General features: G+C 67.1%; 27 protein-coding genes and 1 pseudogene. 11 read left to right on the top strand and 17 right to left on the bottom strand.

Going from position 1 to position 26,910, the window contains the following annotated elements; all coding sequences use genetic code 11:
• Positions 1-4 precede the first annotated feature (4 nt).
• The 3 genes from glcF to proC all read left to right on the top strand — a co-directional run bounded on the left by glcF (position 5) and on the right by proC (position 3,066).
• On the top strand, positions 5-1,231 hold the full coding sequence (gene glcF / locus AQ611_RS04605) for a glycolate oxidase subunit GlcF (protein ID WP_059512936.1): 1,227 nt from the start codon (positions 5-7) through the stop codon (positions 1,229-1,231).
• Positions 1,232-1,514: 283 nt separating this feature from the next.
• Positions 1,515-2,213 carry a YggS family pyridoxal phosphate-dependent enzyme gene (locus AQ611_RS04600; RefSeq protein WP_069233825.1) on the top strand — a complete coding sequence of 233 codons (699 nt, stop codon included), beginning with the start codon at positions 1,515-1,517 and terminating at the stop codon, positions 2,211-2,213.
• Between the two features lie 40 nt (positions 2,214-2,253).
• Positions 2,254-3,066: a pyrroline-5-carboxylate reductase gene (gene proC, locus AQ611_RS04595; RefSeq protein ID WP_069233824.1), complete on the top strand. Its 813-nt coding sequence runs from the start codon at positions 2,254-2,256 to the stop codon at positions 3,064-3,066.
• Positions 3,067-3,287: 221 nt separating this feature from the next.
• Here proC and AQ611_RS04590 read toward each other — a convergent pair whose 3' ends face one another.
• From AQ611_RS04590 to phnG, 8 genes are all read right to left on the bottom strand, one after another.
• Positions 3,288-3,824 (bottom strand): RNA-binding protein, encoded by a 537-nt coding sequence (locus tag AQ611_RS04590; protein ID WP_069233823.1) that lies wholly within the window; start codon positions 3,822-3,824, stop codon positions 3,288-3,290.
• Positions 3,825-4,155: 331 nt separating this feature from the next.
• A complete protein-coding gene (locus AQ611_RS04585) occupies positions 4,156-5,289 on the bottom strand; it encodes an alpha-D-ribose 1-methylphosphonate 5-triphosphate diphosphatase (RefSeq protein ID WP_069235133.1) in 1,134 nt (377 codons plus the stop codon).
• A 38-nt stretch (positions 5,290-5,327) separates the two neighbouring features.
• Positions 5,328-6,098 (bottom strand): phosphonate C-P lyase system protein PhnL, encoded by a 771-nt coding sequence (gene phnL / locus AQ611_RS04580; RefSeq protein WP_069233822.1) that lies wholly within the window; start codon positions 6,096-6,098, stop codon positions 5,328-5,330.
• On the bottom strand, positions 6,095-6,865 hold the full coding sequence (gene phnK, locus AQ611_RS04575; RefSeq protein WP_069233821.1) for a phosphonate C-P lyase system protein PhnK: 771 nt from the start codon (positions 6,863-6,865) through the stop codon (positions 6,095-6,097). Before phnK ends, phnL begins: the two co-directional genes overlap by 4 nt.
• Positions 6,862-7,872, bottom strand: a complete 1,011-nt coding sequence (locus AQ611_RS04570; RefSeq protein WP_069233820.1) for an alpha-D-ribose 1-methylphosphonate 5-phosphate C-P-lyase PhnJ — start codon at positions 7,870-7,872, stop codon at positions 6,862-6,864. Before AQ611_RS04570 ends, phnK begins: the two co-directional genes overlap by 4 nt.
• Positions 7,869-9,140, bottom strand: a complete 1,272-nt coding sequence (locus AQ611_RS04565) for a carbon-phosphorus lyase complex subunit (protein ID WP_069233819.1) — start codon at positions 9,138-9,140, stop codon at positions 7,869-7,871. The genes AQ611_RS04570 and AQ611_RS04565 overlap by 4 nt, the downstream gene beginning before the upstream one ends.
• Positions 9,140-9,760, bottom strand: coding sequence for a phosphonate C-P lyase system protein PhnH (phnH, locus tag AQ611_RS04560; RefSeq protein WP_069233818.1), 621 nt, complete (start codon positions 9,758-9,760; stop codon positions 9,140-9,142). Before phnH ends, AQ611_RS04565 begins: the two co-directional genes overlap by 1 nt.
• Positions 9,757-10,239: a phosphonate C-P lyase system protein PhnG gene (gene phnG / locus AQ611_RS04555; protein ID WP_059569118.1), complete on the bottom strand. Its 483-nt coding sequence runs from the start codon at positions 10,237-10,239 to the stop codon at positions 9,757-9,759. The genes phnH and phnG overlap by 4 nt, the downstream gene beginning before the upstream one ends.
• Before the next feature lie 212 nt (positions 10,240-10,451).
• Here phnG and phnF point away from each other — a divergent pair, with 212 nt between their 5' ends.
• From phnF to AQ611_RS26600, 3 genes and pseudogenes are all read left to right on the top strand, one after another.
• On the top strand, positions 10,452-11,228 hold the full coding sequence (gene phnF / locus AQ611_RS04550) for a phosphonate metabolism transcriptional regulator PhnF (protein WP_069233817.1): 777 nt from the start codon (positions 10,452-10,454) through the stop codon (positions 11,226-11,228).
• Positions 11,218-11,991 (top strand): DUF1045 domain-containing protein, encoded by a 774-nt coding sequence (locus tag AQ611_RS04545; protein WP_069233816.1) that lies wholly within the window; start codon positions 11,218-11,220, stop codon positions 11,989-11,991. The genes phnF and AQ611_RS04545 overlap by 11 nt, the downstream gene beginning before the upstream one ends.
• 1 nt (position 11,992) lies before the next feature.
• Positions 11,993-12,139, top strand: a pseudogene (locus tag AQ611_RS26600) (phosphonate metabolism protein/1,5-bisphosphokinase (PRPP-forming) PhnN); the annotation flags it as partial.
• A gap of 43 nt (positions 12,140-12,182) precedes the next feature.
• On the opposite strand, the gene ubiA reads toward AQ611_RS26600, so the two are convergent.
• The 6 genes from ubiA to recG all read right to left on the bottom strand — a co-directional run bounded on the left by ubiA (position 12,183) and on the right by recG (position 18,514).
• Complete coding sequence (ubiA, locus tag AQ611_RS04540; RefSeq protein WP_069235132.1) at positions 12,183-13,046, bottom strand: 4-hydroxybenzoate octaprenyltransferase; 864 nt, start codon at positions 13,044-13,046, stop codon at positions 12,183-12,185.
• A gap of 179 nt (positions 13,047-13,225) precedes the next feature.
• Positions 13,226-13,681 (bottom strand): winged helix-turn-helix transcriptional regulator, encoded by a 456-nt coding sequence (locus tag AQ611_RS04535; protein ID WP_059516038.1) that lies wholly within the window; start codon positions 13,679-13,681, stop codon positions 13,226-13,228.
• A gap of 142 nt (positions 13,682-13,823) precedes the next feature.
• Positions 13,824-14,312, bottom strand: a complete 489-nt coding sequence (gene dpsA, locus AQ611_RS04530; RefSeq protein ID WP_059516036.1) for a non-specific DNA-binding protein DpsA — start codon at positions 14,310-14,312, stop codon at positions 13,824-13,826.
• Positions 14,313-14,459: 147 nt separating this feature from the next.
• Positions 14,460-14,621: a hypothetical protein gene (locus tag AQ611_RS26045; RefSeq protein WP_180978131.1), complete on the bottom strand. Its 162-nt coding sequence runs from the start codon at positions 14,619-14,621 to the stop codon at positions 14,460-14,462.
• A gap of 325 nt (positions 14,622-14,946) precedes the next feature.
• Positions 14,947-15,906 carry a hydrogen peroxide-inducible genes activator gene (locus AQ611_RS04520; RefSeq protein ID WP_059516032.1) on the bottom strand — a complete coding sequence of 320 codons (960 nt, stop codon included), beginning with the start codon at positions 15,904-15,906 and terminating at the stop codon, positions 14,947-14,949.
• Between the two features lie 115 nt (positions 15,907-16,021).
• Complete coding sequence (recG, locus tag AQ611_RS04515) at positions 16,022-18,514, bottom strand: ATP-dependent DNA helicase RecG (RefSeq protein WP_069233814.1); 2,493 nt, start codon at positions 18,512-18,514, stop codon at positions 16,022-16,024.
• A gap of 193 nt (positions 18,515-18,707) precedes the next feature.
• On the opposite strand from recG, the gene queA reads away from it, so the two are divergent.
• From queA to secF, 5 genes are all read left to right on the top strand, one after another.
• On the top strand, positions 18,708-19,781 hold the full coding sequence (gene queA, locus AQ611_RS04510) for a tRNA preQ1(34) S-adenosylmethionine ribosyltransferase-isomerase QueA (RefSeq protein WP_059516028.1): 1,074 nt from the start codon (positions 18,708-18,710) through the stop codon (positions 19,779-19,781).
• A gap of 207 nt (positions 19,782-19,988) precedes the next feature.
• On the top strand, positions 19,989-21,170 hold the full coding sequence (gene tgt, locus AQ611_RS04505) for a tRNA guanosine(34) transglycosylase Tgt (protein WP_059516137.1): 1,182 nt from the start codon (positions 19,989-19,991) through the stop codon (positions 21,168-21,170).
• 200 nt (positions 21,171-21,370) lie between these two features.
• Positions 21,371-21,697 carry a preprotein translocase subunit YajC gene (gene yajC, locus AQ611_RS04500; RefSeq protein WP_059516026.1) on the top strand — a complete coding sequence of 109 codons (327 nt, stop codon included), beginning with the start codon at positions 21,371-21,373 and terminating at the stop codon, positions 21,695-21,697.
• 103 nt (positions 21,698-21,800) lie between these two features.
• Complete coding sequence (secD, locus tag AQ611_RS04495; protein ID WP_059516024.1) at positions 21,801-23,828, top strand: protein translocase subunit SecD; 2,028 nt, start codon at positions 21,801-21,803, stop codon at positions 23,826-23,828.
• A gap of 15 nt (positions 23,829-23,843) precedes the next feature.
• Positions 23,844-24,794 carry a protein translocase subunit SecF gene (gene secF / locus AQ611_RS04490; RefSeq protein ID WP_069233813.1) on the top strand — a complete coding sequence of 317 codons (951 nt, stop codon included), beginning with the start codon at positions 23,844-23,846 and terminating at the stop codon, positions 24,792-24,794.
• A 210-nt stretch (positions 24,795-25,004) separates the two neighbouring features.
• On the opposite strand, the gene AQ611_RS04485 is transcribed toward secF, so the two are convergent.
• The 3 genes from AQ611_RS04485 to AQ611_RS04475 form a co-directional block, all read right to left on the bottom strand.
• Entirely contained in the window at positions 25,005-25,583 is a 579-nt protein-coding gene (locus AQ611_RS04485; protein ID WP_069233812.1) for a YceI family protein, read from the bottom strand.
• A 150-nt stretch (positions 25,584-25,733) separates the two neighbouring features.
• Positions 25,734-26,294, bottom strand: coding sequence for a YceI family protein (locus AQ611_RS04480; RefSeq protein ID WP_059516019.1), 561 nt, complete (start codon positions 26,292-26,294; stop codon positions 25,734-25,736).
• Between the two features lie 20 nt (positions 26,295-26,314).
• A complete protein-coding gene (locus tag AQ611_RS04475) occupies positions 26,315-26,881 on the bottom strand; it encodes a cytochrome b (RefSeq protein ID WP_059516135.1) in 567 nt (188 codons plus the stop codon).
• Positions 26,882-26,910: the final 29 nt, after the last annotated feature.

Raw genomic sequence — 26,910 nt, 5'->3', positions numbered from 1 at the left:
CGGCATGCAGACGAATCTCGCCGAGTTTATCCGCGACACGCCCGATGGCGACGATGCCGATGCGATACTGCGCAAATGCGTGCACTGCGGCTTCTGCACCGCAACCTGCCCGACCTATCAAATGCTCGGCGACGAACTCGACGGCCCGCGCGGACGCATCTACCTGATCAAGCAGATGCTCGAAGGCGCGAGCGTCACGCGCAGCACGCAGCAGCACCTGGACCGCTGCCTCACGTGCCGCAGCTGCGAGACGACCTGCCCGTCGGGCGTGCAGTACGGCCGGCTCGTCGAGATCGGCCGCAAGATCGTCGAGACGAAGGTGCCCCGCACGCTGTCGCAACGGCTGCTGCGGCGCGCGCTCGCGAGCTTCGTGCCGAACGCGGCAGTGTTCGCGCCGATGATGCGGCTCGGCCAGCACGTGCGGCCGCTGCTGCCCAGGCGGCTGCGCGACAAGGTGCCGCCGCGCGCACGCCTGCTCGCGTGGCCGAGCGCGCCGCACGCGCGCAAGGTGTTGATGCTCGCCGGCTGCGTACAGCCGTCGATGATGCCGAACATCAATATCGCGACCGCGCGCGTGCTCGACGCGCTCGGCATTGAAACCGTCATCGCGCCCGAGGCCGGCTGCTGCGGCGCGATCCGGCTGCATCTGGGCTTTCACGACGAAGCGCTGCACGACGCGCGCCGCAATATCGACGCATGGTGGCCGCACGTCGAGCGCGGCGTCGAGGCGATCGTCATGAACGCGTCGGGGTGCGGCGCGACGGTGCTCGAATACGCGCACCTGCTGCGCGGCGACCCGGCGTATGCCGACAAGGCGCGCCGCATCGTCGAGCTGACGAAGGATCTTTCCGAGCTGCTCGGCAACTTCGAGCCCGAACTGGCCGCGCTCGCGCGGCGGCGCGGCATCCACACCGTCGCCTACCATCCGCCCTGCACGTTGCAGCATGGCCAGCAATTGCGCGGGCACGTCGAACGTCTGCTCGAGTCCCTGGGCATCGAAGTCCATTTGCCCGCCGACAGTCATCTATGCTGCGGCTCGGCCGGCACCTACTCGCTCACGCAACCGTCGCTCGCCTACAAGCTGCGCAAACAGAAAATCGCGAAGCTGCAGGCAACCGAGCCGCAAATGATCGTATCGGCGAACATCGGCTGTATCGCGCATTTGCAAAGCGGTACGCAGGTGCCTGTCGTGCATTGGGTGCAACTCGTGGATACGCTGCTGCATGAATGAGCGCGGGCGGAAACTCGTCGTTCGCCGTTCGTCGTTCGTCGTTCGCCGTTCGTCGTTCGTCGTTCGTCGTTCGTCGTTCGTCGTTCGTCGTTCGTCGTTCGTCGTTCGTCGTTCGTCGTTCGTCGTTCGCACGCAGTATCGATCATCTGATCGCCGCCGACATGCGCATCCGGCAATCGCCGCCGCGTGTCGGCCCGCTGCGCCCGCATGTCCGTATAATTCCCGCATTGCCCGCGCGCCTCGGCACGCTGCCCGGCGCGCGCCACGTTCCGTTCGTTCTGCCATGTCCGATCTCGCCTCCCGTCTCGCCTCCGTTCATCGCCGCATCGACAGCGCCGCGCGCGCGGCCGGCCGTGAGCCGGATTCGGTCACGCTCGTCGCCGTGTCGAAGACATTCCCCGCCGACGCCGTGCGCGCCGCGCATGCCGCCGGCCAGCGCGCATTCGGCGAGAACTACGTGCAGGAATCGATCGACAAGATCGACGCGCTCGCCGATCTGCGCGCCGCGCTCGAATGGCATTTCATCGGGCCGCTGCAATCGAACAAGACGCGCGCCGTCGCCGAGCGCTTCGACTGGGTGCATACGATCGACCGGCTGAAGATCGCGCAGCGCCTCGCGGAGCAACGGCCCGCGCACCTGCCGCCGCTCAACGTGTGCGTGCAGGTGAATATCAGCGGCGAGGCGTCGAAAAGCGGCGTGTCGCCCGACGATGCGGCCGCGCTCGCGCGCGCGGTCACCACGCTGCCCGCGCTGCGGCTGCGCGGCCTGATGGCGATTCCCGAGCCCGCCGGCGATTCCGACGCGCAGCGCGCGCCGCATCGCGCGCTGCGTGCGCTGTTCGAGCGGCTGCGCGCGGAAGGGTTCGCACTCGATACGCTGTCGATGGGCATGTCGGCCGATCTCGAAGCCGCGGTCGCCGAAGGCGCGACGATCGTGCGGATCGGCACGGCGATCTTCGGTACGCGCGACTACTCGCACTGAATCCGCCGCCTTTTTTCTTTCTATTACCGGCTCCATCATCATGAAAATTGCATTCATCGGCGGCGGCAATATGGCTGCTGCGCTGATCGGCGGACTCGTCAAACGCGGCGCCGCGGCGCCCGACCTGCTTGCCGTGGACGTCAACGAAGACGCGCGCCAGCGCGCGCAAGCCCAATTCGGCGTGCGCACGGCCGCCGCAATCGACGCCGCGCTCGCCGGCTACGACGCGATCGTGCTCGCGGTCAAGCCGCAAGTGCTCAAGGACGTCGCGGCCGCGCTCGCGCCGCACCTGTCGACGCAGTTGGTCATCAGCATCGCGGCCGGCATTCGCGGCGCGGACCTGTCGCGCTGGCTAGGCGGCTATGCGCGCGTGGTGCGCACGATGCCGAATACGCCGGCGCTCGTCGGCATGGGCGTGACGGGACTCGCCGCGCTACCGGGCGTCGACGCGGCGGGGCGCGAACTCGCCTCGAAGGTGCTCGGCGCGGTCGGCGAGACGATATGGTTCGACGACGAAGCGCGACTCGACGCGGTCACCGCGATTTCGGGCAGCGGCCCGGCCTACGTGTTCTACTTCATCGAAGCGCTGCAGGAAGCGGCGCGCCAGCTCGGAATGAACGACGAGCAAGGCCGCGCACTCGCCGTCGCGACGTTCACGGGCGCGGCGCAGCTTGCCGCGCAGTCCGGCGAGCCGGCGAGCGTGTTGCGCGAACGCGTGACCTCGAAGGGCGGCACGACGGCCGCCGCACTCGCATCGTTCGACGCGCAGGACGTCAAGCAGGCGATCGTGCGCGGCGTGCTCGCCGCGAATGCGCGGGCAAAGGAGATGGGAGACGAACTCGGCGGCGCGTGATGCGTCGGCAGCGCCGGCGGGATGCGATGCGATGCGCATGCCGCGCGCCGCGAGCCGCGCGCTCAGACGCTTGGCTCGCGGCGCCCCCCCGCAGTTCACCGGTGCGACACGTCATCGCCGCTCCGTTACTCATCCAGTACGGGCCAAGACCGTCGATACGCGTCGCGCGCCGGCGCTGAAGGCGATTGCCCGCCACATTCGATGCGTGTGACAGCCGTTTATCAAAGCTTTCCGCCGGCTTTGAGCCTATACGACTTGTTTTCTTCGGATTCGGTATCCGGAAACGGCACGAATTTGATTTCGATCGGATGCCTTCCCCGGTTCCTGACGGAATGGGTTTTTCTGCTGTTCGTCATCTGGGTGTCGGGGTGCATCTCCGGGAACGCCCGGATCAACATGTGCTCGTAATCGTACGGATGGCCGTCGAGAAAAATGGTGGTGCGGTTGCCGTTATAGCGCTGCTCGTATTCCCATGCCGTCGCCCCGTGATTGTGGTATCGCACTGATCCGATATAAACCTGCGCGCCCCGGAGCGCGTCGCGCGGAATACACAGCTCGAAACAAGCGCCCTGCCGCTGCTGAAACCGCTTCCTGACGTCTTTCGACACGCCGACGTAAGCCTCATTCCCGTTTATCACCACGTAGATGCCGGGCTCACTCACGATTTCGTCTGGAATGCTGGTCGATTCGCCCGCGCGCTCCGGAATCATGCTTTCAAGCAGGGCGTAATAGTCCAGCACGTATTCGATAACGGCCATCTTGTGTCCTCCGTCCGATAGTCACATAGAGCTACCGTAGAAGGACGCGCATACTCGCCGGTTGTGAAAGCGCGCTCACCGGCGGCGCGGGATAATGTGGCGCGACGCCGCACAACACTCCGTGGCGCGGGCACGGCGCGACGCGCGCGCGGCCGTTCGCGCGTAGGCGCGGCTAACAGGCCGTCATCAACGACGCGTGCGCCACGCCGCGCGCAAAGCGTGAACAGCAAGCCGCGCCGCGCGGAACCGGGCCAGTGGCGCGATGGAGCCGCGCCGGGTTTCCTGTCCCATGCGCGTGCGCAGCCATATCCGACGCCGAACCCGCCCGCGCTCATGCCACCCGCTGCCCGGTGACATACGTGGCGCGAGGCACCGGCAACGTGCGCTGCATCGCGACGCGCACGAAATCCGCGCGCAGCCCCGGCGCGATCTCGCCGCGATCGGTCAGCCCCGTCTTGCGCGCCGGCTCGAGCGACACCGTCGCGATCGCGCGCGGCAAGCTCCAGCCAGCCTTGTACGTGAGATCGAACGCCGCGCTCAACAGGCTCGACGGCACGTAATCCGACGACAGGATGTCGAGCAGCCCGGCCTGCGCGAGCGCCAGCGCCGACACGTTGCCCGAGTGCGAGCCGCCGCGCACCAGATTCGGCGCACCCATGATCGTCGCGATGCCCCGCGCGCGCGCCGCCTCGGCCGCGGCGAACGTGGTCGGAAACTCGGCAAGCACGATCCCTTCGGCCGCGGCCTGCTCGACATGCTCGACGAGCGTGTCGTCGTGACTCGCGACGGGCACGCCGAGCGCCTGACAACGCGCGATGATCGCGCGCCGGTGAGCGTCGGCGTAACGCTGCTGCTCGTCGGCAAGCTCGGCGAGCGCCGTCGCGGCTTCCTCGTCCGTCCACGTCTTGTGCCGCTCCTGATAGCGGCGCCATTGCTGCGGGTCCTGCCACTGCCGCTGCCCCGGCGTGTGATCCATCACCGATGCGAGCCGCAGGCGCGGGTGCTGCGCCAACGCGTCGAACACGTCGACGACATCGCCGGTCGCCACTTCGCAACGCAAATGCAGGAAGTGCTCGGCGCGCAGCAGAGCGTCGCTCGCAAAACGCTCGATCGCTTCCGCGCAGCGCGTTTGCACGTCGCGGCCGCGCACGCCGACGTTCAACCGCGTGCCGATCGCGAGCGCGTCGAATACGGTCGTGATTCCCGCCGCCGCGATCTGCGCGTCGTGCGTGACGAAAGCCGCATCGATATCCCAATACACGCCCGGGCGCGGCGCGAGATGCTTTTCGAGATTGTCCGTGTGCGTCTCGACGAGCCCCGGCAGCAGATAATCGCCGCCCCAGTCTTGCGCGTCGCGCGCGGCGGTCGTACCGCGCGACACCGCGCGAATCGCGCCGCCCGCGAGTTGCACGGTGCCGACGAAGACGTCGTCGCGCGTGACGACACGCGCATTGGTAATCAACATCGCTCGCTCCGATGGAAGCATCGTTTGATGACGGAACATCACGCCGCGCGCCGCGACGGCGCACGCAATTCGAAACAACGCGTCGCGACCCGCTCGCGCATCGCGTCGTCGTGGAAGATGCCGACGATCGCGGTGCCGCGCCGCCGCGCCTCGACGATCAGCTCGGCGACGACGTCGCGATTGGCGGCATCGAGCGACGCGGTGGGTTCATCGAGCAACAGGATCGGCTGCTCGGCAATCAGCCCGCGCGCGATGTTCACGCGCTGCTGCTCGCCGCCGGAGAACGTCGCGGGCGCAAGCGGCCATAGACGCTCGGGCACGTTCAGGCGCGCGAGCAGGCTCGCCGCGCGCTCGGCCGCGTCGCGCTCGGCCACGCCGCGCGCAATGAGCGGCGCGGCCACCAGCGCAAGCGCGGGCACGCGCGGAATCGCCCGCAGGAACTGGCTGACGTAGCCGATCACGTCGCGCCGCAAGCGGATCACGTCGTGCGCGCCAACGTGGGTCAGCACCACATGGTCGCCCGCGCGCGGCCCCGTGCGCACCGCGATCGCCCCCGCGCTCGCCAGATAATTGCCGTACATGCATCGCAGCAGCGTGCTCTTGCCCGCGCCGGACGGCCCCGTCAGCGCGACGCATTCGCCTGCGCAGACGTCGATCGACACTTGTGATAGCGCGTCGATCGTCATGCCGCCCTGCCCGTGCAGCGTAAAAATCTTGGACACGCCGCGCGCGTGCAGCATCAGCGCGGCATTGCCGGCGAATGCGCGCGCGAGCGCGAAGGATTCGATCATTGGCACGGCGAACCTCATACCGGTAACACGGACGAGACGAGCATCTGCGTATAAGGATGTTGCGGATCGTCGAGCACCTGATCGGTCAGCCCCGCCTCGACGATCTCGCCGCGCTGCATCACCATCAGCCGATGCGCGAGCAGCCGCGCGACGCCGATGTCGTGCGTGACGATCAGCATCGACAGCGACAATGTCGACGTCAGCGTGCGCAGCAAGTCGAGCAGCCTCGCCTGCACCGATACGTCCAGGCCCGCCGTCGGCTCGTCCATGAACACGAGGCGCGGCTGCGTCACGAGATTGCGTGCGATCTGCAAACGCTGCTGCATGCCGCCCGAGAACGTCGACGGCAGATCGTCGAGGCGCTGCGCTTGCAGCTCGACGCGCGCCATCCAATCGGCGGCGCTCGCGCGCAGCCGCCCGTAATGGCGTGCGCCGAGCGCCATCAGCGGCTCGCCGATGTTCGCGCCGGCCGAGACGTCGGCGCGCAGCCCGTCGCGCGGATTCTGCGTGACGAAGCCCCACTCGGTGCGCATCAGATGCCGCCGCTGCGGCTCGGCGAGCGCGAACAGATCGACGCGCGCACCGTCGCGGCCCGTGTAATGCAGCGTGCCCGCATCCGCGGCGGTTCGCAGCGACAGCACGTTCAGCAGCGTCGTCTTGCCCGATCCCGATTCGCCGACGATGCACAGCACCTCGCCCGGATACAGTTCGAAGCTCGCGTTCGCGAAACCGTTTCGTCCGCCAAAACGTTTCGTCAGGCCGCGGGCGCTCAATAGCGGCGTCATGTCGTTTCTCCGGCCGGTTGCTCGATGCCGACGCGCGGCGGCGGCTGCATATCGGCACCGCCGATGCCGCCCGTGCCGGCGCCAGCGTCGGCGGATTGCGCCGCATCGCCGCCACGCCGGCTTTCGCAGTAGTCGCTGTCCGAGCAGACGAAACGGCGCGTGCCGTGATCGTCGACGATCATTTCGTCGAGAAAGCTTTCGCGCGAGCCGCACAGCGCGCATGCGGCGTCCCAGCGTTGGATCTCGAACGGATGATCGTCGAAATCGAGACTCACGACTTTCGTATACGGCGCGATCGCGTAGATGCGCCGCTCGCGCCCCGCGCCGAACAGTTGCAGCGCGGGGTTCATGTGTAGTTTGGGGTTGTCGAATTTCGGAATCGGCGACGGCGACATCAGATAGCGGTCGTTGACGATCACCGGATAGTTGTATGTCGTCGCGATGCGGCCGTGGCGCACGAGGTCTTCGTACAGCCGCACATGCATCAGCCCGTAATCGGCGAACGCGTGCAGCTTCGCGCACTCGGTCGTGCGCGGCTCGAGCCTGAAGAGCGGCTCGGGCATCGGCACTTGGTAGACCAGGATCTGCCGCTCGGTCAACGGCGTTTCCGGTATGCGGTGACGCGTCTGGATGATCGACGCGTCGGCCGTTCTGGTTGTCGTCGCCACGCCCGCGCAGCGCGCGAAGAAGCGGCGGATGTTGACCGCGTTCGTCGTCGCGTCGCAGCCCTGATCGATGACTTTCAGTGTATCGCCCGTGCCGATCAGCGCGGCCGTCACCTGGATGCCGCCCGTGCCCCAGCCGAACGGCAACGGCATCTCGCGCGATGCGAACGGCACTTGATAACCGGGCACCGCGACGGCCTTGAGCAGCGCGCGGCGGATCATTCGCTTGGTCTGTTCGTCGAGGTACGCGAAGTTATAGCCGCAGGCGGCGTCCGCGCCTGCGTCGTGTGCCGCGTTCATCGTGTTCGGCATGCTCGTGCAAGCCGGATCGGGTGCGTTCATCGCGATGAGTCCTCCTGCGCCGCACGCGGCGCGGCGGCGTGCGGTTCATTTCCGTTCGCGCGCGCCGCATGCGTCGCGTGTTGCGCACGCATCCGGCGCACGAGCTCCAGCTCGGACTGGAAATCGACATAGTGCGGCAGCTTCAGATGCTGAACGAAGCCGGACGCTTCGACGTTATCGCTATGCGCCAGCACGAACTCCTGATCCTGCGGCGGCTGCGTTACGTCTTCGCCAAGCTCGGGCGCGCGCAGCGCGCGATCGATCAGCGCCATCGCGATCGCCTTGCGCTCGGCGTGACCGAACGCGAGGCCGTAGCCCTGCGTGAAGCGCGGCGGTTCGCCGTCGCCGCCTGCGAATTGATTGATCATCTGGCATTCGGTCACGTCGATCTCGCCGATTTCGATCGCCTCGCCGCCCAATTCGTCGAGCGGCATCTCGACGGCGACCGTCCCGTAGCGCAGCTCGCCCGCAAACGGATGCGTGTTGCCATAGCCTCGCTGCGTCGCATAGCCCATCGCCAGCAGGAAGCCTTCGTCGCCACGCGCGAGATTCTGCAACCGTGTGGCGCGATCCGCGGGAAACGCGAGCGGCTCGCGCGACAGATCGCCCGGCTCCGGCGCGCCGGGCGTCGGCCGCTCCTGCTCGATCAACCCCTCGTCGTTCAGCAGCGTGACGATGCGCGGCGCCGGCTGCGTGACATCGAGCGACTGCGGGGTTTCGGCGCATGCCGTTCGTGCGCCGGGCGCGGGCGTCTCGGCGTGTTCGTCGTGTTCGTCGTGTTCGTCGTGTTCGTCGTGTTCGGCGTGCTCGGCGTGCTCGGCGTGTTCGGCGTGTTCGGCGTGTTCGGCGTGTTCGGCGTGCTCGGCGAGCAGCGCGAAGTCGAGCAAGCGTTGCGTGTAGTCATAAGTCGGGCCGAGCAGCTGTCCGCCCGGCACGTCCTTGAACGTGGCGGAAATCCGTCGGTCGAGCCGCATCGCGCCCGTATCGATCGGCAACGTATAGCCGAAGCGCGGCAGCGTCGTGCGGTACGCGCGCAGCAGAAATATCGCCTCGACGAGATCGCCCGCCGCCTGCTTGATCGCGAGCGCCGCCAACGTTTCGTCGTACAGCGCGCCTTCCGTCATCACGCGCGCGACCGCAAGACGCTGCTGCTCGCGAATCTGCGCAACGCTCAACTCCGGCACCGCCGGATCGCCGCGCCGCGCTTTGTCCAGCAAACGCCACGATGCCTCGATCGCGCGTTCGCCGCCTTTCACCGCGACATACATCAGTGCACCTCCACGTGCGTCGTGCGCGGCAGGCCGATGCACGCGTCGCCGCAAACGAGATAACAATCGATGCCACAAGGAAAATGCGGCGCGAATTCGGCGCGCTCGCGCCAGAACGCGGCGGGCAGGCCTGCAGGCGCGATCGTGCACGCATGCCGGATGCCTGGTCCGCGCAGCGTCAGCGGCGTGCCGCCCGTCAAAGACGCGACACGCACGAACAGCGTGACCGCCTGCTCGGGCGCCTGCGCGACGCCGCTCGAAAAGCGATGCAGCGGCAGCAGCGCGGCGGGATCGTCGATATACGCGAACTGCGCGGCGTATGGATCGTCGACGATCGGCGCGCCGGTATGAAAGCGCAGTGCCGACGCGAGTGCGGCGTCCGGCGTGCCGAGAAAAACCGGCGTCGAGTAATCGCACAGTGCGAGCAATGCCGCGAATGCCGCAGGCGCCGCGCGTACCGGCCGTGACGCATCGGCGCGCGCGGGCGCGATGCGGCCCGTCGTACCTGGCCGCGCGAGCGCGTCGAGCAGCGCACGGAACGCACGCTGCGTGTCGTGCACCGGATCGGCGAAACCCGGCGCAACGTCGGTCAGGGAAATCGGTATATCGGCCATCGTCATTCGCCCCGCACCATCGTGAAAAATTCGACGCGCGTGGCCGCGGCGTCGCGCGCGCGGGCTGCGCGCCGTTGAGCCAGCCGCGCGCGATATGGCGCAATCACCTGCGCTTCGACGCGCGCGCGGTACGCCGGCAATTGCAGCAGCGCATCGGCAAGCGCGGCCAGCTCCGCGCGGCGCTTGTCGCGGCCCAACTGATACGCGATGCCGAGCACCGTGGGCGCGCCGTCGTGCGCGAGCCGCAGCACCGCGCGCGTGACGCTCGCCTCGCCGAGATTGAACGGATCGCCCGTGCCGCCGATGCGGCCGCGCACCATCGCAAGCCCGGTCTCGGGCGGGCGCAGCCAGTCGTATCCAGGCGCCGGCGCACCGGCAAGCGCCTGCTCGAGCGAGCGCTCGAGTTCGTCGCGGGGCATGCCCGCCAGCAACGCGAGCCAATCGCGCCGCGCGGCGAACGAAGGAGAAGCGGAGGATGTCGTCATCGAAGCTCCGTCGTGATCGGCTGCTCAATGCATCAATGCTTGATGTCGGCGAATCGGTTGCCTGATTTAACCATCTATTTGTCTAAACGTCTAGACGTCTGGATGTAAAACGAGGCGATGCAAATTAGCCGGCATGATTCATCGAATTGCCGTCGGCCGCGCACTACAATGCGGCGAAGACAGTAATTGGAACGCAAAGGAATGACAGCACCATGACATCCGCCGACCCTTCCGTCCAGGATTCGCCGCTCGAGCGCGGCAGCGGCGTCTCGGTCTGGCGGCAGATCGAGCAAATTCTCGCCGCGGAAATCGCCGCGAACGGCTTCGGCGAAAACGGACGGCTGCCGAGCGAGGGCGAGCTTGCGAAGCGTTTCGACGTCAACCGGCATACGGTGCGGCGCGCGATGCTCGGCCTGGCCGCGTCCGGGCTCGTCAGCGTCGAACAGGGCCGCGGCACGTTCGTCCAGCCGGGTGCGATCGATTACACGATCGGCCGCCGCACGCGCTTTACCGAGAACCTGAACCGCCATCACCAATCGGCAACCGGCCGCATGCTGTCGGCCGAGCGCGTGAAGGCCGATCCGGCGGCCGCGCGCGCGCTCGGCCTGCGCGCGGCCGCTTACGTGTACCGGATCGAGTCGATACACGAAGCGGATGGCGTCGCGCTCACCTACGCGAAAAGCGTCTACCCGGCCGCCCGCTTCGCGGAGCTGCCCGCCGTGCTCGATCGGCACGAGCGCATCACCGACGCGCTCGCCGAATACGGCGTCACCGACTATCTGCGCAAATGGAGCCGCATCGGCAGCGTGCTGCCCGACGCGTCGATCGCGCGGCGTCTGAACGTCAACAAGCAACAGCCCGTGCTGTGGGTCGAAAACGTCGACGTCGATCTCGACGGCACGCCGATCAAATACGGCACGACCTATTTCGCCGCGGACCGCGTGCAATTGCTGGTCGAAAACGACACGGCGCCCGGCCATGCGCGTTGAGCCCGCCGGCCACGCGCACGCTCGCGCATGGTCCGAACACGCGCGCTTTGCGATCTACTATACGCCGCCGCGCACATCCGCATGGTGGCAAGCAGGCTGCGCATGGCTCGGCCGCGACCCCGAGGACGGCACGGCGCTCACGCCGCCGCAACCGGCCGCGCTCGCGCGGCGCGTCGAGGCGCTGACGCTCGCGCCGCGCCGCTATGGCTGGCACGCAACGCTCGTCGCGCCATTCGCGTTGCGAACCGGCGTCACGCCCGACGGTCTCGTCGCCGCGGCCACCCGCTGGGCGCGCGACTGCGCGCCGTTCTGCGTCGCAGTCGACATCGCGGCGCTCGGCTCGTTCGTCGCGCTGCGGCCCGCGACCGAACACGGCGACGCGAAGCTGCGAGCGCTCGCGGCGAGCGCGCTCCATGCATTCGCGCCGCTGCGCCGCCCGCCATCCGATGCGGAGCGCGAAAAACGCCGCGCCGCGCCGCTGAGCGCGCGCCAGCGCGCGCTGCTCGACGCCTGGGGATATCCTTACGTGTTCGACGAATACCGGTTTCATATGACCCTGTCCGATTCGCTCGCCGACCCCGCCGAGCGCGACGCGCTGATCGACTGGTGGCGCGCGGCGGCCGCGCCGCTCGGGCCGCTGCCCGTCGATCACGCCGCGCTGTTCGTCGAGCCTGAGCCGGGCGCGCCGTTCGTGCTGTACAAGCGCGTGCCGTTCGGCGGGCAGCCCGAACCGGCTGCCGGTCGCGACGAGACACAAGCATGAGCGAACGGCCGACGAGATCGACGCGCGGCTCGCGCGCAGCGTCGAATGGACGATGCCGGCCGGCACCGCGCTCACGGCGATCGACAATTCCGGCCCGCTCGAGGCTGCCGGCACCGCGCTGATCGAGCTGTTGCGCAGCCTAGCCTGACGCGCCGCGCGGCGCCGGCGAGTGCGTCAGACGAGGCCAGCCGTCACAGCGCGGCCGCCGCGTAATGCGCGGCAATCCCGGCGAACAGCGCGCCGCCCAGCCAGTTGTTGTGCCTGAACGCCGCGAAGCACGACATCCGCTCGCGGTCCTTGATCAGCGTGTAGTGATAGGCCGCGCAGCCGGCCGCCGCCGCCCACCCCGCCCAGTAGAACGCCCCCAGGCGCAGCGCAGCGCCGAGCCACGCGTAGATGCCGAGCATCGCCGCATAGCACAGCATGATCGCTAGCACGTCGAAGCGGCCGAACGTGATCGCCGACGTGCGCATGCCGATCTTGATGTCGTCGTCGCGATCGACCATCGCGTAAGCCGTGTCATATGCGACCGCCCAGAACACGTTCGCGGCCAGCATCACCCACGCGATGGCCGGCACCGCGTCCAGCACGGCCGCGAACGCCATCGGAATACCGAAGCCGAACGCGATGCCGAGATAAGCCTGCGGAATCGCGAAGAAACGCTTCATGAACGGATAGGTCGCCGCCACGAACACGGCCACGACCGACAGCTCTTTCGTCAGCGCATTGAGCGGCAGGATCAGCAGGAACGATACGAGTGCCAGGCCCACGGCGATCGCCACGGCTTCCCATGCATGGATCTTGCCCGACGTGAGCGGCCGCTCGGCGGTGCGCTTCACGTGGCGATCGAAATCGCGGTCAGCATAATCGTTGATCGCGCAGCCGGCCGAGCGCATCAGGATCGTACCGATCACGAAGATCACGACGAGCGATGGCGACGGGCGGCCGTCCGACGCGATCCACAGCGCGTTGAGCGTCGGCCACAGCAGCAACAGGCTGCCGATCGGCTTGTCCATCCGGATCAGCCGCAAATAAAGGGGAAAACGGGCAAGCATCGGGCAAGCGCGCGGAGCGCTGTCGAACATAACTCCGGCATTGTAGAACCGGGCGGGATTTGCCGCAAAAACGCGGCTGCCGGCGCAGCCGGATGGACGCGCCAGGATAGGCGAAGCTCAAAAGCGAACCCGCGCGTGGCGGCTGACGCTCGGCGGCACACGCGAAACCGCCCCGCCGGCTAACGCGCCGCCGCCTCGTGATCGACGATCGCATCCTCCGGCCGCAGCACGCGGCCGCCTTGCGTGCGTGGCGTCATCACCGCGACCGGCCGGCCGCTGCGCCGGTCGACAAGCTGCGAATGCGTCTCATGGGCCCCGTACAGATGCGATTCGCCCCATTGCCGCAATGCGACAACCACCGGAAAAAGCGCCCGCCCCTTGTCCGTCAGCACGTATTCCTGATACGCGGAGCCGTCGGACGCAGGCGCCGATTCGAGCACGCCCTCGTCGACCAGCATCTTCAGCCGGTCGGCCAGCATGTTGCGGGCGATGCCGAGATTGCGTTGGAATTCGCCGAAGCGGCGCATGCCGTCGAACGCGTCACGCACGATCATCAGCGACCAACGGTCGCCGATCGCGTCCACCGCGCGCGCGACGGGGCACGCGTCGGCACTCATATCTTTACGTCGGGCCATGCTGTCGAAGAAATGGGGACCGAAATACGCGGCACCGGGCCGCGCGCATCGTGATCGATGTGTTGCATTCTAAAACTTTGCCGGGCAACGACCGCGCCGAATCGATCGAAAGCGGGCTCGCGCACTCAGCCCCGGCCGGCTGTCATGCAAGCAGCGAGCGCAGCATCCACGCGGTCTTTTCATGCGTCTGCAGGCGTTGAGTCAGCAGATCGGCGGTCGGCTCGTCGCTCGCGGCCTCGGCGGCCGGGAAGATCGCACGCGCGGTGCGCACCACGGCCTCATGCCCTTCGACGAGCTGGCGGATCATCTCGTCGGCGGCCGGCACTCCGTCAGCCTCCGGAATCGACGACAGCTTCGCGAACTCGCGATACGTGCCGGGCGCGACGACGCCGAGCGTGCGAATCCGTTCGGCGACGAGATCGACGGCAAGCCATAGTTCGTTGTACTGCTCCTCGAACATCAGATGCAGCGTGTTGAACATCGGGCCGGTTACGTTCCAGTGGAAATTGTGCGTCTTCAGATACAGCGTGTAGGTATCGGCGAGCAGGCGCGAGAGCCCTTCCGCGATCTTCTTGCGATCCTTGTCGCTGATGCCGATGTTGATCTGGGTAGCGTTTCCTTTCTTGACCATATCGCTGACTCCTTGTCGATGTGAATGGAACCGGCACGGCACGCGGCAGCAGCGGCTCGAGCGCGCCGCGCGCCTCAAGCACGCTGTCCCGCCGAGTTTAACGTAGAACCGGTCCCGCGCCATTGCGCAAAACCGGCGTGGCGGGCGTCAGCCGAAATGCCGGGCGAGCTGCGTGATCAATGCGGCCGCGCCGCTGCCCGCAATCGCGAAACCGATCAGGCGGCGCACCACGGCGGTGGCAAGCGCACGGGATTGAATCGCAGGCGGGCGCCGGACTACTGCCCGCCAGTCGAGCGTCGATGGGTTCATATTCATCTCCTTCGCATACGGAACGATGTCCCGCGTTGGCGCATGCCGGCGCGCATCGTTCGATCCGGCTGCCTGCGCCGCCGCGGCGAGTCGCGAGAGCGGCAAATCCGACCTCGGCCGCGCCGGCGCCGCGCCGGTGTGTCGGCAACGGCCTAAGCGCATGCCGAGCGGCTTCGGCCGCGGCGCGTCAGCGCCCGTCGGCCCGGACAGCTTACGGACTGATTTTATATTTATCTATCACATTTTTGTTTTAATTAAATTTATCTATTTAATAGGCAAAACTAAACCGGGGCACGCCCCGGTTCGCCGGCCGCTATCACGGCGCTCAGTTGACCGTCGCCGGAATGTCGAGCTTTGCCACGCCGGGCAACGCGCACGCGCTGATCGCATCGCTGATCGCGTCGATCGCCGGCATCCGCGTGAAACTCTTGCGCCACGCGAGCACGACGCGCCGGTCAGGAACCGGTTCGTCGAACGGCACATAGGACAGCAGATCGGCGTCCGCGCCGTTGCCATGAGGGCCGAGCTGCGCGACCGACATCCGCGGCAACACCGTGATCCCCACGCCGCTTGCCACCATGTGGCGGATCGTTTCGAGCGACGAGCCCTCGAAGGTCTTCTGGATACCGTCGGCCGTCTGCGAGAAGTGCATCAGCTCCGGACACACGCCGAGCACGTGGTCGCGAAAGCAATGGCCGCTGCCGAGCAGCAGCATCGTCTCCTGCTTCAGATCGGCCGGGTCGATCTTGCGGCGCTTCTCCCACGGGTGCCCCGCCGGCAGCGCGACGACGAACGGCTCGTCGTACAACGGCCGCACCGTCAGGCCCGTCTCGGGAAACGGCAGCGCCATGATCGCCGCGTCGATCTCGCCCTGCTTCAACAGTTCGAGCAGCTTCAGCGTGTAGTTCTCCTGCAGCATCAGCGGCATCTGCGGAACGCTGCGGATCATCTGCTTGACGAGCGTCGGCAGCAGGTACGGCCCGATCGTATAGATCACGCCGAGCCTGAACGGCCCGACGAGCGGGTCTTTGCCCTGCTTGGCGATTTCCTTGATCGCGAACGTCTGTTCGAGCACGCGCTGCGCCTGCGTGACGATCTGGTCGCCAACCGGCGTCACGCTCACTTCGCTCGCGCCGCGCTCGAAGATTTGCACGTTCAATTCGTCCTCGAGCTTCTTGATCGCCACCGACAACGTCGGCTGGCTGACAAAGCACGCTTCGGCAGCCCGGCCAAAATGCCGTTCGCGGGCGACCGCGACGATGTATTTCAATTCGGTAAGCGTCATCGTGAGTTAATCAATCGTTTCGTGACGATAGATTAAATTTATACACCGATTGGGCCGATTCGCCAACCTCTGTGCATAAGACACGCTGCCGCATCGCGCCGCTTCGCCCGCGCGCTCAGGCTTTCAGATACTGCTCGCGCGCGCCGAGCCAGCGCGCGAGATGCTGCGCGACGACGTCCGGGTAGCCCGCGATGAGCCGCGCCGCCACTTCCCGCGCCGGTTCGATCAGCCAGCCGTCGTGCTCCAGATCGGCAAAGCGCAGCATCGCCGCGCCCGACTGGCGCGCGCCGAGAAACTCGCCGGGCCCGCGGATCTCGAGATCGCGGCGGGCGATCTCGAAGCCGTCGGTCGTCTCGCGCATCGTCTTGAGCCGCGCGCGGCCCGCGATCGACAGCGGCCCGCTGTACATCAGCACGCACACCGAAGCCGCCGTGCCGCGCCCGACCCGCCCGCGCAACTGATGCAACTGCGCAAGCCCGAAGCGCTCCGCGTGCTCGATGACCATGAGCGACGCGTTCGGCACGTCGACGCCGACCTCGATCACCGTGGTCGCGACGAGCAGCTGCACGTCGTTGCGCGAGAACGCGTCCATCACGGCCGCCTTGTCGGCGGGCGGCAGACGGCCGTGGACCAGGCCCACCTTCAACTCGGGCAGCGCGGCGGCGAGCGTCTCGTAGGTTTCGACTGCCGTTTGCAACTGCAGCGTCTCGCTCTCCTCGATCAGCGGACACACCCAGTACACCTGCCGCCCCGCGAGCGCCGCCTCGCGCACGCGGCCGATCACTTCGTCGCGCCGCGCATCGGAGACGAGCCGCGTGAGAACGGGCGTGCGCCCGGGCGGCAGTTCGTCGATCGTCGACACGTCGAGATCCGCGTAATACGTCATCGCGAGCGTGCGCGGAATCGGCGTGGCCGACATCATCAGCTGATGCGGCTGGAAGCCCGTCGCGCCGTCTGCCGCATTGGCCGCCTTCGCGCGCAGCGCGAGCCGCTGCTCGACGCCGAAGCGATGCTGTTCGTCGACGATCACGAGCCCGAGCCGCGCGAACTCGACCGTATCCTGGATGATCGCGTGCGTGCCGATCACGAGCTGCGCAGTGCCGAGCGCGGCCGCCTCGATCGCCGCGCGTTTGTCCTTCGCCTTCAGGCTGCCCGCGAGCCACGCGACCGACACGCCGAGCGGCTCGAGCCAGCCGCGCAGCTTGCGCGCGTGCTGCTCGGCGAGGATCTCGGTCGGCGCCATCAGCGCGGCTTGATAGCCGGCGTCGATCGCCTGCGCGGCGGCAAGCGCCGCGACCACCGTCTTGCCGCTGCCGACATCGCCTTGCAGCAGCCGCTGCATCGGGTGCGGCTCGGTCAGATCGCGCGCGATCTCGGCGACGACGCGCTCCTGCGCCGCCGTCAGCGCGAACGGCAGCGCCGCGTACAGACGCGCGGACAGCGACGCCGCATCCGAGGTCGAAGCGTCGCGCGCGCGGCGCGGCATCGCGGGCGCGGCGCGCGTGCGGCGCTCCTCGTGCGCGCGCTTGAGCGACAACTGCTGCGCGAGCAGTTCGTCGAACTTGATGCGGGTCCACGCGGGATGCGAGCCGTCCATCAGCGCGGCTTCGTCCGAATCGGCGCGCGGATGATGCAGGATTTTCACGGCGTTCGCGAGCGACGGCACGCCAAGCGGCCTCAGATACTCGCGCTCGATCTCGGGCGGCAGGATTTCCGGCAACGGCGTGCGCTCGAGCGCGTTGTCGATCGCCTTGCGCAGATACGCCTGCGACACGCCTGCCGTGCTCGGATAAACGGGTGTCAGCGCCTGCGGCAGCGGCGTGTCGGCATCGACGACCTTCACCGCCGGATGCACCATCTCCAGGCCGAAGAAGCCGCCGCGCACGTCGCCGCGCACGCGCAGCCGGCGCCCGGTCGCCATCTGGCTCGCCTGCGAGCCGTAGAAGTTCAGAAAGCGCAGCACGAGCTGCGCGCCGTCGTCGTCGCGCAGCTTCACGACGAGTTGGCGGCGCGGCCGGTAAGTGACTTCGTTGTCGAACACGACGCCTTCGGTCTGCGCGGTTTCTCCGGGCAACAACTCGCCGATCGGCGTGAGGGCCGTTTCGTCCTCGTAGCGCATCGGCAGATGCAGCACGAGGTCGATCGAGCGCGTGAGGCCGAGCTTCGCGAGCTTGTCGGCGGTCTTGAGCGGTTTCGATGCGGCTTTGGCGGCCGCTTTCGCGGTGGACGCGGTGGACGCGGTGGACGCGTCAGTGGCGGTGGTGGCAGCGGTGACGCCAACGGTGGTGCCGGCGACGCCGTCGTCGGTGACGCCAGCAGCGGCGACGGGTAAAGCCGAAGCCGGCGATGCCGCGGCCGGCTTCGATGCGGATTGGGCCGCCCGCCTGCGGCCCGGCGTCGCGGGCGAGTCTGCCGCGCCGCCTTGCCCGCCTTGCCCGCCGCCCTGCCCGCCCGCCGGCGCGCCGCGCCCGCCGGCCGCGCGGCCGCGCCCCATCGCGGCGCGGCGCGGCGCGCCGGCGTCGGCAGTTGCCTGAGCTGACACGGCATCGCCGTCGAACACATCGGCTTCGGCTGGATCGGCAACGGAACGGCGAACGGGTACGGGCATCGGTCAGAGAAGGCTTCGTCGAGCAAGTACAATAGCGGCTTTCACGTCACGCGAACGCACCACGCCGGCCGGCCGCGCAACCCCGCCATCATAGCGGCTCGCGCACGCCGCCACGCGCTTTGCTTGTGCGGCCGGCCGTCCCGACCCCGTTTGCAGTCCCGGTTTGCAATCCCGTTTCGCAGCTTTATTTCGCATGCTTACGCTTTCCGATTTCGATTTCGATCTGCCGCCCGAGTTGATCGCGCAAACCGCGCTGCCCGAGCGCAGCGCGAGCCGCCTGCTCGAAGTCGGCAACGCACCCGCGGGCGCCCGGCTCGTCGACCGGCGCTTCGCCGAGTTGCCCGGCTGCATTGCGCCGGGCGATTTGCTCGTCTTCAACGATACCAAAGTGCTGAAGGCCCGCTTGCTCGGCCGCAAGGCGAGCGGCGGCAAGATCGAAGTGCTGATCGAACGCGTGACCGGGCCGCGCACCGCGCTCGCGCAGATCCGCGCGAGCAAGAGCCCGGCCGCCGGCACGACGCTCACGCTTGCCGACGCGTTCGACGTGACGGTCGGCGAGCGGGTCGAGCCGTTCTTCACGCTGCATTTTCCCGACGACTGCGGCACGCTGATCGAGCGCTACGGCCGCCTGCCGCTGCCGCCGTACATCGAGCACGCGCCCGATGCGATCGACGAGACCCGCTATCAGACCGTGTTCGCGGCCAATCCCGGCGCCGTCGCCGCGCCCACCGCCGGACTGCATTTCGACGATGCGGTGCTCGCCGCGCTTGATGCGCGCGGCGTCGAGCGCGCGACGCTCACGCTGCACGTCGGCGCGGGCACGTTCCAGCCGGTGCGCGCCGAGAATATCGCCGAGCACCGGATGCACAGCGAATGGTACGAACTGAGCGGCGCGCTCGTCGACCAGATCGCCGCGACGCGTGCGCGCGGCGGCCGCGTGATCGCGGTCGGCACGACATCGCTGCGCGCGCTCGAGGCCGCCGCGCGGGACGCCGAAGCGGCCGGCCGGCCGCTTGCCGCGACGCGCGCGGAAACCGATATTTTCATCACGCCGGGCTATCGTTTTCGTGTCGTCGACCGGCTGGTGACGAATTTCCATTTGCCGAAGTCGACGCTGATGATGCTGGTCAGCGCGTTTGCCGGCCTCGAGACGATCCGTGCCGCGTACCGGCATGCGATCGACGCTCGCTACCGCTTCTTCAGCTACGGCGACGCGATGCTGCTCACGCGGCGCGACGTGCCCGAGGAGAATCGCCGCGACGCATGAGCGCAGCATGTCGGTGATTGGGCGCATCGGCAGCGCCGCTGCGCGATCTCGCGCAAACCGGGCCGCAATCCACCGCCTTTCTTACCGCCGCCGGCCCTCGCCGGCGGCGCTTTCAACATGCGCCGGACTGGGCCGGCCGCAGCCGGCGCTTCGGCGCTTACCGCGGCCCCGTGCAAACGGCTCTCCGGCGGCAAGGAGTTCAAACAGATGACCGAAGGCTCATCCCACGATACGCATACGCACGTGCATGCGCACGGCGGCCTCAAATTCGAACTGCTGACGACCGACGGCCGTGCGCGCCGCGGCCGCGTCACGCTCAATCACGGCGTGGTCGACACGCCGATCTTCATGCCGGTGGGCACCTACGGGACCGTGAAGGCGGTCAAGCCGAGCGAGCTTGAAGAGATGCGCGCGCAGATCATTCTCGGCAACACGTTTCATCTGTGGCTGCGCCCCGGCCTCGAGACGATCGGCGCGCACGGCGGACTGCACCGCTTCATGGGCTGGAACAAGCCGATCCTGACCGATTCGGGCGGCTTCCAGGTATTCTCGCTCGGCGAGCTGCGCAAGATCACCGAGGAAGGCGTCACGTTCGCGTCGCCGATCAACGGCGACCGGCTGTTCCTGTCGCCGGAAGTGTCGATGCAGATTCAGAAGGTGCTGAACTCGGACATCGTGATGCAGTTCGACGAGTGCACGCCTTACGCGACCAACGGCGTGCCGACCACGCACCGGGAAGCGGCCGACTCGATGCGCATGTCGCTGCGCTGGGCGAAGCGCTCGCTCGACGAGTTCCAGCGGCTAGGCAATCCGAATGCGCTCTTCGGCATCGTTCAGGGCGGGATGTACGAGGATTTGCGCGACGAATCGCTCGCCGGGCTGTCCGAACTGGGCTTTCACGGGCTCGCGATCGGCGGGCTGTCGGTCGGCGAGCCGAAAGAGGACATGATGCGCGTGCTCGAGCACGTCGCGCCGCGCCTGCCCGCCGACAAGCCGCATTACCTGATGGGCGTCGGCACGCCCGAGGATCTGGTCGCCGGGGTCGCCGCGGGCGTCGACATGTTCGACTGCGTGATGCCGACCCGCAACGCCCGCAACGGCTGGCTGTTCACCCGCTTCGGCGACGTGAAGATCCGCAACGCGTCACACAAGAACGCGCTGAAGCCGCTCGACGAGACGTGCGGCTGCTATACGTGCCGGAATTTCTCGCGCGGCTACCTGCATCATCTGCACCGCGTCGGCGAGATTCTCGGCGCGCAGCTGAACACGATCCACAACCTGCACTACTACCTCGAGCTGATGCGCGAGATCCGCGAGGCGATCGATACGCACACGTTCGACGCATTCAGGAAGCGCTTCGCGCAAGATCGCGCGCGCGGCGTCGACTGACGGCCCGCCACGCCGGTTGCGCCGCAACACCTTACAATATTCTTTCGACATGCGCGCAAACGCGCGCCAATCGGCGTGAGCGGCCCGTGAACGGTTCGTTAACAGCTTGAAACCAAAGCGCATTTGCGCCGCTGTCGCAATGAGGGCCGGTGGTAGAATAACCGGCTTGTTTTTTTCGATCTTCCCACGGAGAGACCAACGTGTCGTTCATTTCCAATGCCTATGCGCAAGGCGCAGCGGGCGGAGCCGAATCGAGCCTGATGAGCTTCCTGCCGCTCGTGCTGATGTTCGGTGTGCTTTACTTCATCATGATCCGTCCGCAAATGAAGCGGCAGAAGGAGCACCGGAACATGCTCGCCGCGATGGCCAAGGGCGATGAAGTGGTGACGAGCGGCGGGCTCGTCGGCAAGGTGACGAAGGTGACGGATGCCTATATCGGCGTCGAAATCGCGTCGGGCACCGAAATCACCGTGCAGAAGGCCGCCGTGACGGCCATCCTGCCGAAGGGCACGATCAAGTCGCTGTAAGCCCCGCCGCCGCGTTCGCGCGCCCGAGCGCCCCGCCGCATGCGCGGCGCGGGCGGCGCCGGATGCGGCGCAATCCCAGCCAACCCACCCGTTCGGCCCCCTCATGAATCGTTATCCACTCTGGAAATATGTCGTGATGGTCGTGGCGCTCGCCATCGGCTTCCTGTACACGCTGCCCAACTTCTTCGGAGAAGCGCCGGCGGTGCAGGTGTCGAGCGGCAAGGCCACGGTCAAGCTCGGCGCCGACACGCTCGCGCAGGTCGAAACCGCGCTCAAGGCCAACAACGTCGCGGCCGACGACGTCACGTTCGACAACGCGTCCGCGAACGCGACCATCCGCGTGCGCCTGAAGGACACCGACACGCAGTTGCGCGTGAAGGATCTGCTGCAAAAGACGCTGAACGCCGATCCGAACGATCCGCAGTACGTCGTCGCGCTGAACCTGCAAAGCGCGTCGCCGCGCTGGCTGAGTGCGCTGCACGCGCTGCCGATGTATCTCGGTCTCGATTTGCGCGGCGGCGTCCACTTCCTGCTGCAGGTCGACATGACGGGCGCGCTGACGAAAAAGCTCGACTCCGACGCGTCCGACGCGCGCACGCTGCTGCGCGACAAGGGCATCCGCGACGGCGGCGTGAACCGCGTCGACCAGGCTGTGGTCGCGAATTTCGCCGACCAGGACACCGCGGAGCAGGCGCGCAAGCTGCTCGCGCAGTCCGTCTCCGAGCTGCAATGGGCCACGCAGCCGGGCGGCGGCGGCTATCAGGTGGTCGGCACGTTCACGCCGGCCGTGCAAAAGGCCGTCGAGGACGCCGCGCTCAAGCAGAACCTGACGACGCTGCACAACCGCGTCAACGAGCTGGGCGTATCCGAGCCGATCCTCCAGCAGCAGGGCAACGACCGGATCGTCGTCGAGCTGCCGGGCGTGCAGGACACCGCGAAGGCGAAGGACATCATCGGCCGCACGGCGACGCTCGAGGCGCGCCTCGCCGATCCGCTCAACACGCACCCGAATCCGAACGATCCGGTGCCGCCCGGCGAGGAATTGTTCACGCAGGGCAACCAGACGCCCGTGCTGCTGAAGAAGCAAGTGATCTTCACCGGCGACCGGATCATCGACGCGTCGGCCGGTTTCGACGAACATCAGCGTCCGTCCGTCAACATCCGCCTTGATGCGGCGGGCGGCCGCGCGGTGCGCGCGGTGTCGCGCGAGAACATCGGCAAGCCGATGGCGATGGTGCTGTTCGAGAAGGGCCGCGGCGAAGTGCTGACCGTCGCGACGATCCAGTCCGAGCTTGGCGACCGCTTCCAGATCACCGGCCAGCCGACGCCGCAGGCGGCCACCGATCTCGCGCTGCTGCTGCGCGCGGGCTCGCTCGCCGCGCCGATGGACATCATCGAGGAACGCACGATCGGCCCGAGCCTCGGCGCGGACAACATCAAGATGGGCTTCCATTCGGTGGTCTGGGGCTTCGTTGCGATCGCCGTGTTCATGATCGCGTACTACATGCTGTTCGGCCTGGTGTCGGTGATCGGGCTGTCGGTGAACCTGCTGCTGCTGATCGCCGTGCTGTCGATGATGCAGGCCACGCTCACGCTGCCCGGCATCGCCGCGATCGCGCTCGCGCTCGGCATGGCGATCGACTCGAACGTGCTGATCAACGAGCGCATCCGCGAGGAGCTGCGCAACGGCGCGGCGCCGCAAACCGCGATCCAGCAAGGCTACGCGCACGCGTGGGCGACGATTTTCGATTCGAACGTCACGACGCTGATCGCCGGCCTCGCGCTGCTCGCGTTCGGTTCGGGCCCGGTGCGCGGCTTCGCGATCGTTCACTGCATCGGCATCGTCACGTCGATGTTCTCCGCGGTGTTCTTCTCGCGCGGGCTCGTGAATCTCTGGTACGGCGGGCGCAGGAAGCTTCAGTCGCTCGCGATCGGGCAGGTGTGGCGCCCCGCCGCCGACGCGCCCGGCGCGCCCGCGCAACTCGGCGACGACGCGCGGGCGAACGCGCCGCTTGCCGGCACGCACGCCGCCACGCCGAAGCAGCCCGCCAATGCGCCGCGCGCCGGCAAGCCGGTCGCGCGCCGCCGCTCGGGGCCGGGCGTGCCGCCGAAGCAAGGCCCGTCCAACTAAGCGCCGGAGACCATCATGGAATTTTTCCGCATCCGTAAAGACATCCCGTTCATGCGGCACGCGCTGGTCTTCAACGTGATCTCGCTCGTGACGTTCGTGGCCGCCGTGTTCTTCCTGTTCCATCGCGGGCTGCATCTGTCCGTCGAGTTCACGGGCGGCACGGTGATCGAAGTGCAATACCAGCAGGCCGCGCAGCTCGAGCCGGTGCGCGCGGCGCTCGGCCAGCTCGGCTATGCCGATGCGCAGGTGCAGAACTTCGGCACGTCGCGCAACGTGCTGATCCGGCTGCCGCTCAAGCAAGGGCTCACGTCCGCGCAACAGAGCGACCAGGTGATGGCGGGGCTGAAGGCGCAGAGCCCGGACGTGCAATTGCAGCGCGTCGAGTTCGTCGGCCCGCAGGTCGGCCGCGAACTCGCGACCGACGGCCTGCTCGCGCTCGCGTGCGTCGTGATCGGCATCGTGATCTACCTGTCGTTTCGCTTCGAGTGGAAATACGCGGTCGCGGGCATCATCGCGAACCTGCACGACGTCGTGATCATTCTCGGCTTCTTCGCGTTCTTCCAGTGGGAGTTCTCGCTGTCGGTGCTGGCCGCGGTGCTCGCGGTGCTCGGCTACTCGGTCAACGAATCGGTCGTCATTTTCGACAGAATCCGCGAGACGTTCCGCCGTGAACGCAAGATGAGCGTGCAGGAAGTGATCAACCACGCGATCACCAGCACGATGTCGCGCACGATCATCACGCACACGTCGACCGAAATGATGGTGCTGTCGATGTTCTTCTTCGGCGGCCCGACGCTGCACTACTTCGCGCTCGCGCTGACGGTGGGCATCATGTTCGGCATCTACTCGTCGGTGTTCGTGGCCGGTTCGCTGGCGATGTGGCTCGGGATCAAACGCGAGGATCTGATGAAAGAGAAAAAAGCCGCGCACGACCCGAACGACCCGAATGCGGGAGCCCAGGTTTGAGCGGGATTCGCGCCGCTTGAAAGCGTTGCTCGTGCTGCGTTGAACGTGCCGCTCGGCGGCGACGCTTGAAAACGATGAAGGCCGGTTCGTTGCGAACCGGCCTTTTTTTGTGCGCATCCCGGCGCACAAAAAAAGCCGCGCCCCTTGCGAAGCGCGGCCGCGTAGCCTGCTCCACCGCGCAGCGCAAGCACGCGCGGTTTCGCATCACGCTTACTGCTTCACCGCCTCGGCCGTGATCAGCAGCTTCGTCTTCATCTTGAAACCGTACTGCTTGCCGTAGTCGAGGCCGAAATCGTCGCGGTTGAACTCGCCGGCTGCATCCACGCCGCATACTTCCTTCTTCAGCATCGGATGCGGCATGCACTTGAACGAAACGATCTTCAGCGTCAGCGGCTTCGTCACGCCATGCAGCGTCAGATTGCCGACCACTTCCGCCGGTTTGTCGCCTTCGAACTTGATCGTGCCCTTGTAGTTCGCATCCGGATACTTGGCCGAATCGAAGAAATCGGCGGTCTGCAAATGCTCGTTGAGCTTCGTATTGCCCGTCGCGATCGACGCAACCTTCGTCGTCACGTCGACCGTGCCCGTCTTCGCCGCGCGGTCGAGCGTCACCGTGCCGCTCGACTCGTCGAACTTACCGCGCCACACCGACAGCCCGCCGAAGTGGTCGGCCTCGAAGCTCGGGTACGTGTGGGTCGGGTCGAACTTGTAGGTGTCGGGGGCGGCGTGCGCCGAGAACGACAGTGCGGCGGCCAGCGCACCCGCCGCGATCATCAGTTGCTGGTTCAAATCAATCTCCTTGTGACGGGGCCGCCCGCCAGGGCGGCGTGGTGGTGCGAAAAAATCTCCCGGCCCGCCCAGAGCCGTGAGTCGAGTGAAACAAACCGAGTGAAACAAAAACAGCGCGGAGCCGCGACGCGGCGGCCTAAGCCGCCCGCGTCATTTCGCGGCGACGATATGGAACTTGATCTGCACTTCGTCGGCAACGATCGACGTATCCTTCCACTCGCCAGTGCCGACGTTGAATGCCGAACGCTTGATCGGCAGCACGCCGTCGAACGTCTGCGTCGCGCCGCTGGAGGTGACCGTCACGGGCAAAGTGACCGCCTGGGTCTTGCCCTTGATCGTCAGCTTGCCCGACACGTTGTACTTGTTGCCGCCCGCGGGCGCGATCGCGGTCGACACGAAACTCGCCTGCGGATACGTCTTCGCGTCGAACCAGTCCTTGCCCGCGACCTGGTCGTTGTACATTTGATCGCCGAGATCGTAGCTCGCGACATCGATCGTCACCTGGGCGCTGCCCTGCGCGGCCTTCGCCGGATCGAACTTGATCTGCGCGTTGAACTTCTTGAACACGCCTTCCGTCGGCACGTTCATCTGCTTGGACACGGCCGACACCTTGCTCTTGGCCAGATCGACCTGTGCAAGCGCATCGCCCGACAAGGCAACCGAAGCGGCTGCAAACGCCGCGAGCATGTAACGGTAGAACGAGACTTTCATAAGCGTTCCTGATTTCCGGGTTATTTGAGAAAGGGAAGCATACGCGACAGCACGCCGTCGCGATCGAGCCACTGGTGCTTGACGGCCGCGGCGACGTGCGCGGCAACGAGCGCAAGCAGACCGTAGTTGAGCGCGACGTGCGCCGCCTTCAACGTCGCCTTCAGCGCCGGGTCCGGGTCGATCAGGCGCGGCAGCGGCACGAGACCGAGGTAGACGACCGGAATGTTCGCGGCCGAGCTGTACAAATAGCCCGTGGCCGGAATCGCGAGCATCAGCACGTAGAGCAGCGCATGCACGCCATGCGCGCCCGCTCGCTGCCACGCAGGCATGCCGGCCGGCATCGGCGGCGGCACGTGGGTGGCGCGCCACAGCACGCGGGCGATCGCGAGCGCGAACACGGTCACGCCGATCCATTTGTGCCACGAGTAATACTTGAGCTTGGCCGGCGTGAAACCGGGGATATCGGTCATCACCCAGCCGAGCGCGAAGCCGCATACGATCAGGAGTGCGATCAGCCAATGAAGCGCGATCGCGGTGCGCGTATACGCCGCTGGCGGGGGCGAGGCAGACGAAAAAAGCGAGGTCATGAATTCTCCAGTTATGCGAAGCGCCGCGT

This window comes from Burkholderia singularis (assembly GCF_001718875.1).
In the GTDB taxonomy this organism is placed as follows: domain Bacteria; phylum Pseudomonadota; class Gammaproteobacteria; order Burkholderiales; family Burkholderiaceae; genus Burkholderia; species Burkholderia singularis.
This window is presented reverse-complemented; position numbering and strand designations above follow the sequence as displayed.

Coding starts and splice junctions, on each gene's coding strand:
- AQ611_RS04520 (WP_059516032.1), bottom strand. CDS start 15,906: ATGACGCTTACCGAATTGAAATACATCGTCGCGGTCGCCCGCGAACGG.
- AQ611_RS04535 (WP_059516038.1), bottom strand. CDS start 13,681: ATGGCCCGACGTAAAGATATGAGTGCCGACGCGTGCCCCGTCGCGCGC.
- ubiA (WP_069235132.1), bottom strand. CDS start 13,046: ATGCTTGCCCGTTTTCCCCTTTATTTGCGGCTGATCCGGATGGACAAG.
- secF (WP_069233813.1), top strand. CDS start 23,844: ATGGAATTTTTCCGCATCCGTAAAGACATCCCGTTCATGCGGCACGCG.
- AQ611_RS04590 (WP_069233823.1), bottom strand. CDS start 3,824: ATGGCCGTTATCGAATACGTGCTGGACTATTACGCCCTGCTTGAAAGC.
- phnG (WP_059569118.1), bottom strand. CDS start 10,239: ATGACGACATCCTCCGCTTCTCCTTCGTTCGCCGCGCGGCGCGATTGG.
- phnF (WP_069233817.1), top strand. CDS start 10,452: ATGACATCCGCCGACCCTTCCGTCCAGGATTCGCCGCTCGAGCGCGGC.
- secD (WP_059516024.1), top strand. CDS start 21,801: ATGAATCGTTATCCACTCTGGAAATATGTCGTGATGGTCGTGGCGCTC.
- AQ611_RS26045 (WP_180978131.1), bottom strand. CDS start 14,621: ATGAACCCATCGACGCTCGACTGGCGGGCAGTAGTCCGGCGCCCGCCT.
- queA (WP_059516028.1), top strand. CDS start 18,708: ATGCTTACGCTTTCCGATTTCGATTTCGATCTGCCGCCCGAGTTGATC.
- proC (WP_069233824.1), top strand. CDS start 2,254: ATGAAAATTGCATTCATCGGCGGCGGCAATATGGCTGCTGCGCTGATC.
- glcF (WP_059512936.1), top strand. CDS start 5: ATGCAGACGAATCTCGCCGAGTTTATCCGCGACACGCCCGATGGCGAC.
- AQ611_RS04475 (WP_059516135.1), bottom strand. CDS start 26,881: ATGACCTCGCTTTTTTCGTCTGCCTCGCCCCCGCCAGCGGCGTATACG.
- AQ611_RS04600 (WP_069233825.1), top strand. CDS start 1,515: ATGTCCGATCTCGCCTCCCGTCTCGCCTCCGTTCATCGCCGCATCGAC.
- phnL (WP_069233822.1), bottom strand. CDS start 6,098: ATGAGGTTCGCCGTGCCAATGATCGAATCCTTCGCGCTCGCGCGCGCA.
- AQ611_RS04545 (WP_069233816.1), top strand. CDS start 11,218: ATGCGCGTTGAGCCCGCCGGCCACGCGCACGCTCGCGCATGGTCCGAA.
- AQ611_RS04570 (WP_069233820.1), bottom strand. CDS start 7,872: ATGAACGCACCCGATCCGGCTTGCACGAGCATGCCGAACACGATGAAC.
- phnK (WP_069233821.1), bottom strand. CDS start 6,865: ATGACGCCGCTATTGAGCGCCCGCGGCCTGACGAAACGTTTTGGCGGA.
- dpsA (WP_059516036.1), bottom strand. CDS start 14,312: ATGGTCAAGAAAGGAAACGCTACCCAGATCAACATCGGCATCAGCGAC.
- AQ611_RS04585 (WP_069235133.1), bottom strand. CDS start 5,289: ATGTTGATTACCAATGCGCGTGTCGTCACGCGCGACGACGTCTTCGTC.
- AQ611_RS04565 (WP_069233819.1), bottom strand. CDS start 9,140: ATGTATGTCGCGGTGAAAGGCGGCGAACGCGCGATCGAGGCATCGTGG.
- phnH (WP_069233818.1), bottom strand. CDS start 9,760: ATGACGATGGCCGATATACCGATTTCCCTGACCGACGTTGCGCCGGGT.
- tgt (WP_059516137.1), top strand. CDS start 19,989: ATGACCGAAGGCTCATCCCACGATACGCATACGCACGTGCATGCGCAC.
- recG (WP_069233814.1), bottom strand. CDS start 18,514: ATGCCCGTACCCGTTCGCCGTTCCGTTGCCGATCCAGCCGAAGCCGAT.
- AQ611_RS04480 (WP_059516019.1), bottom strand. CDS start 26,294: ATGAAAGTCTCGTTCTACCGTTACATGCTCGCGGCGTTTGCAGCCGCT.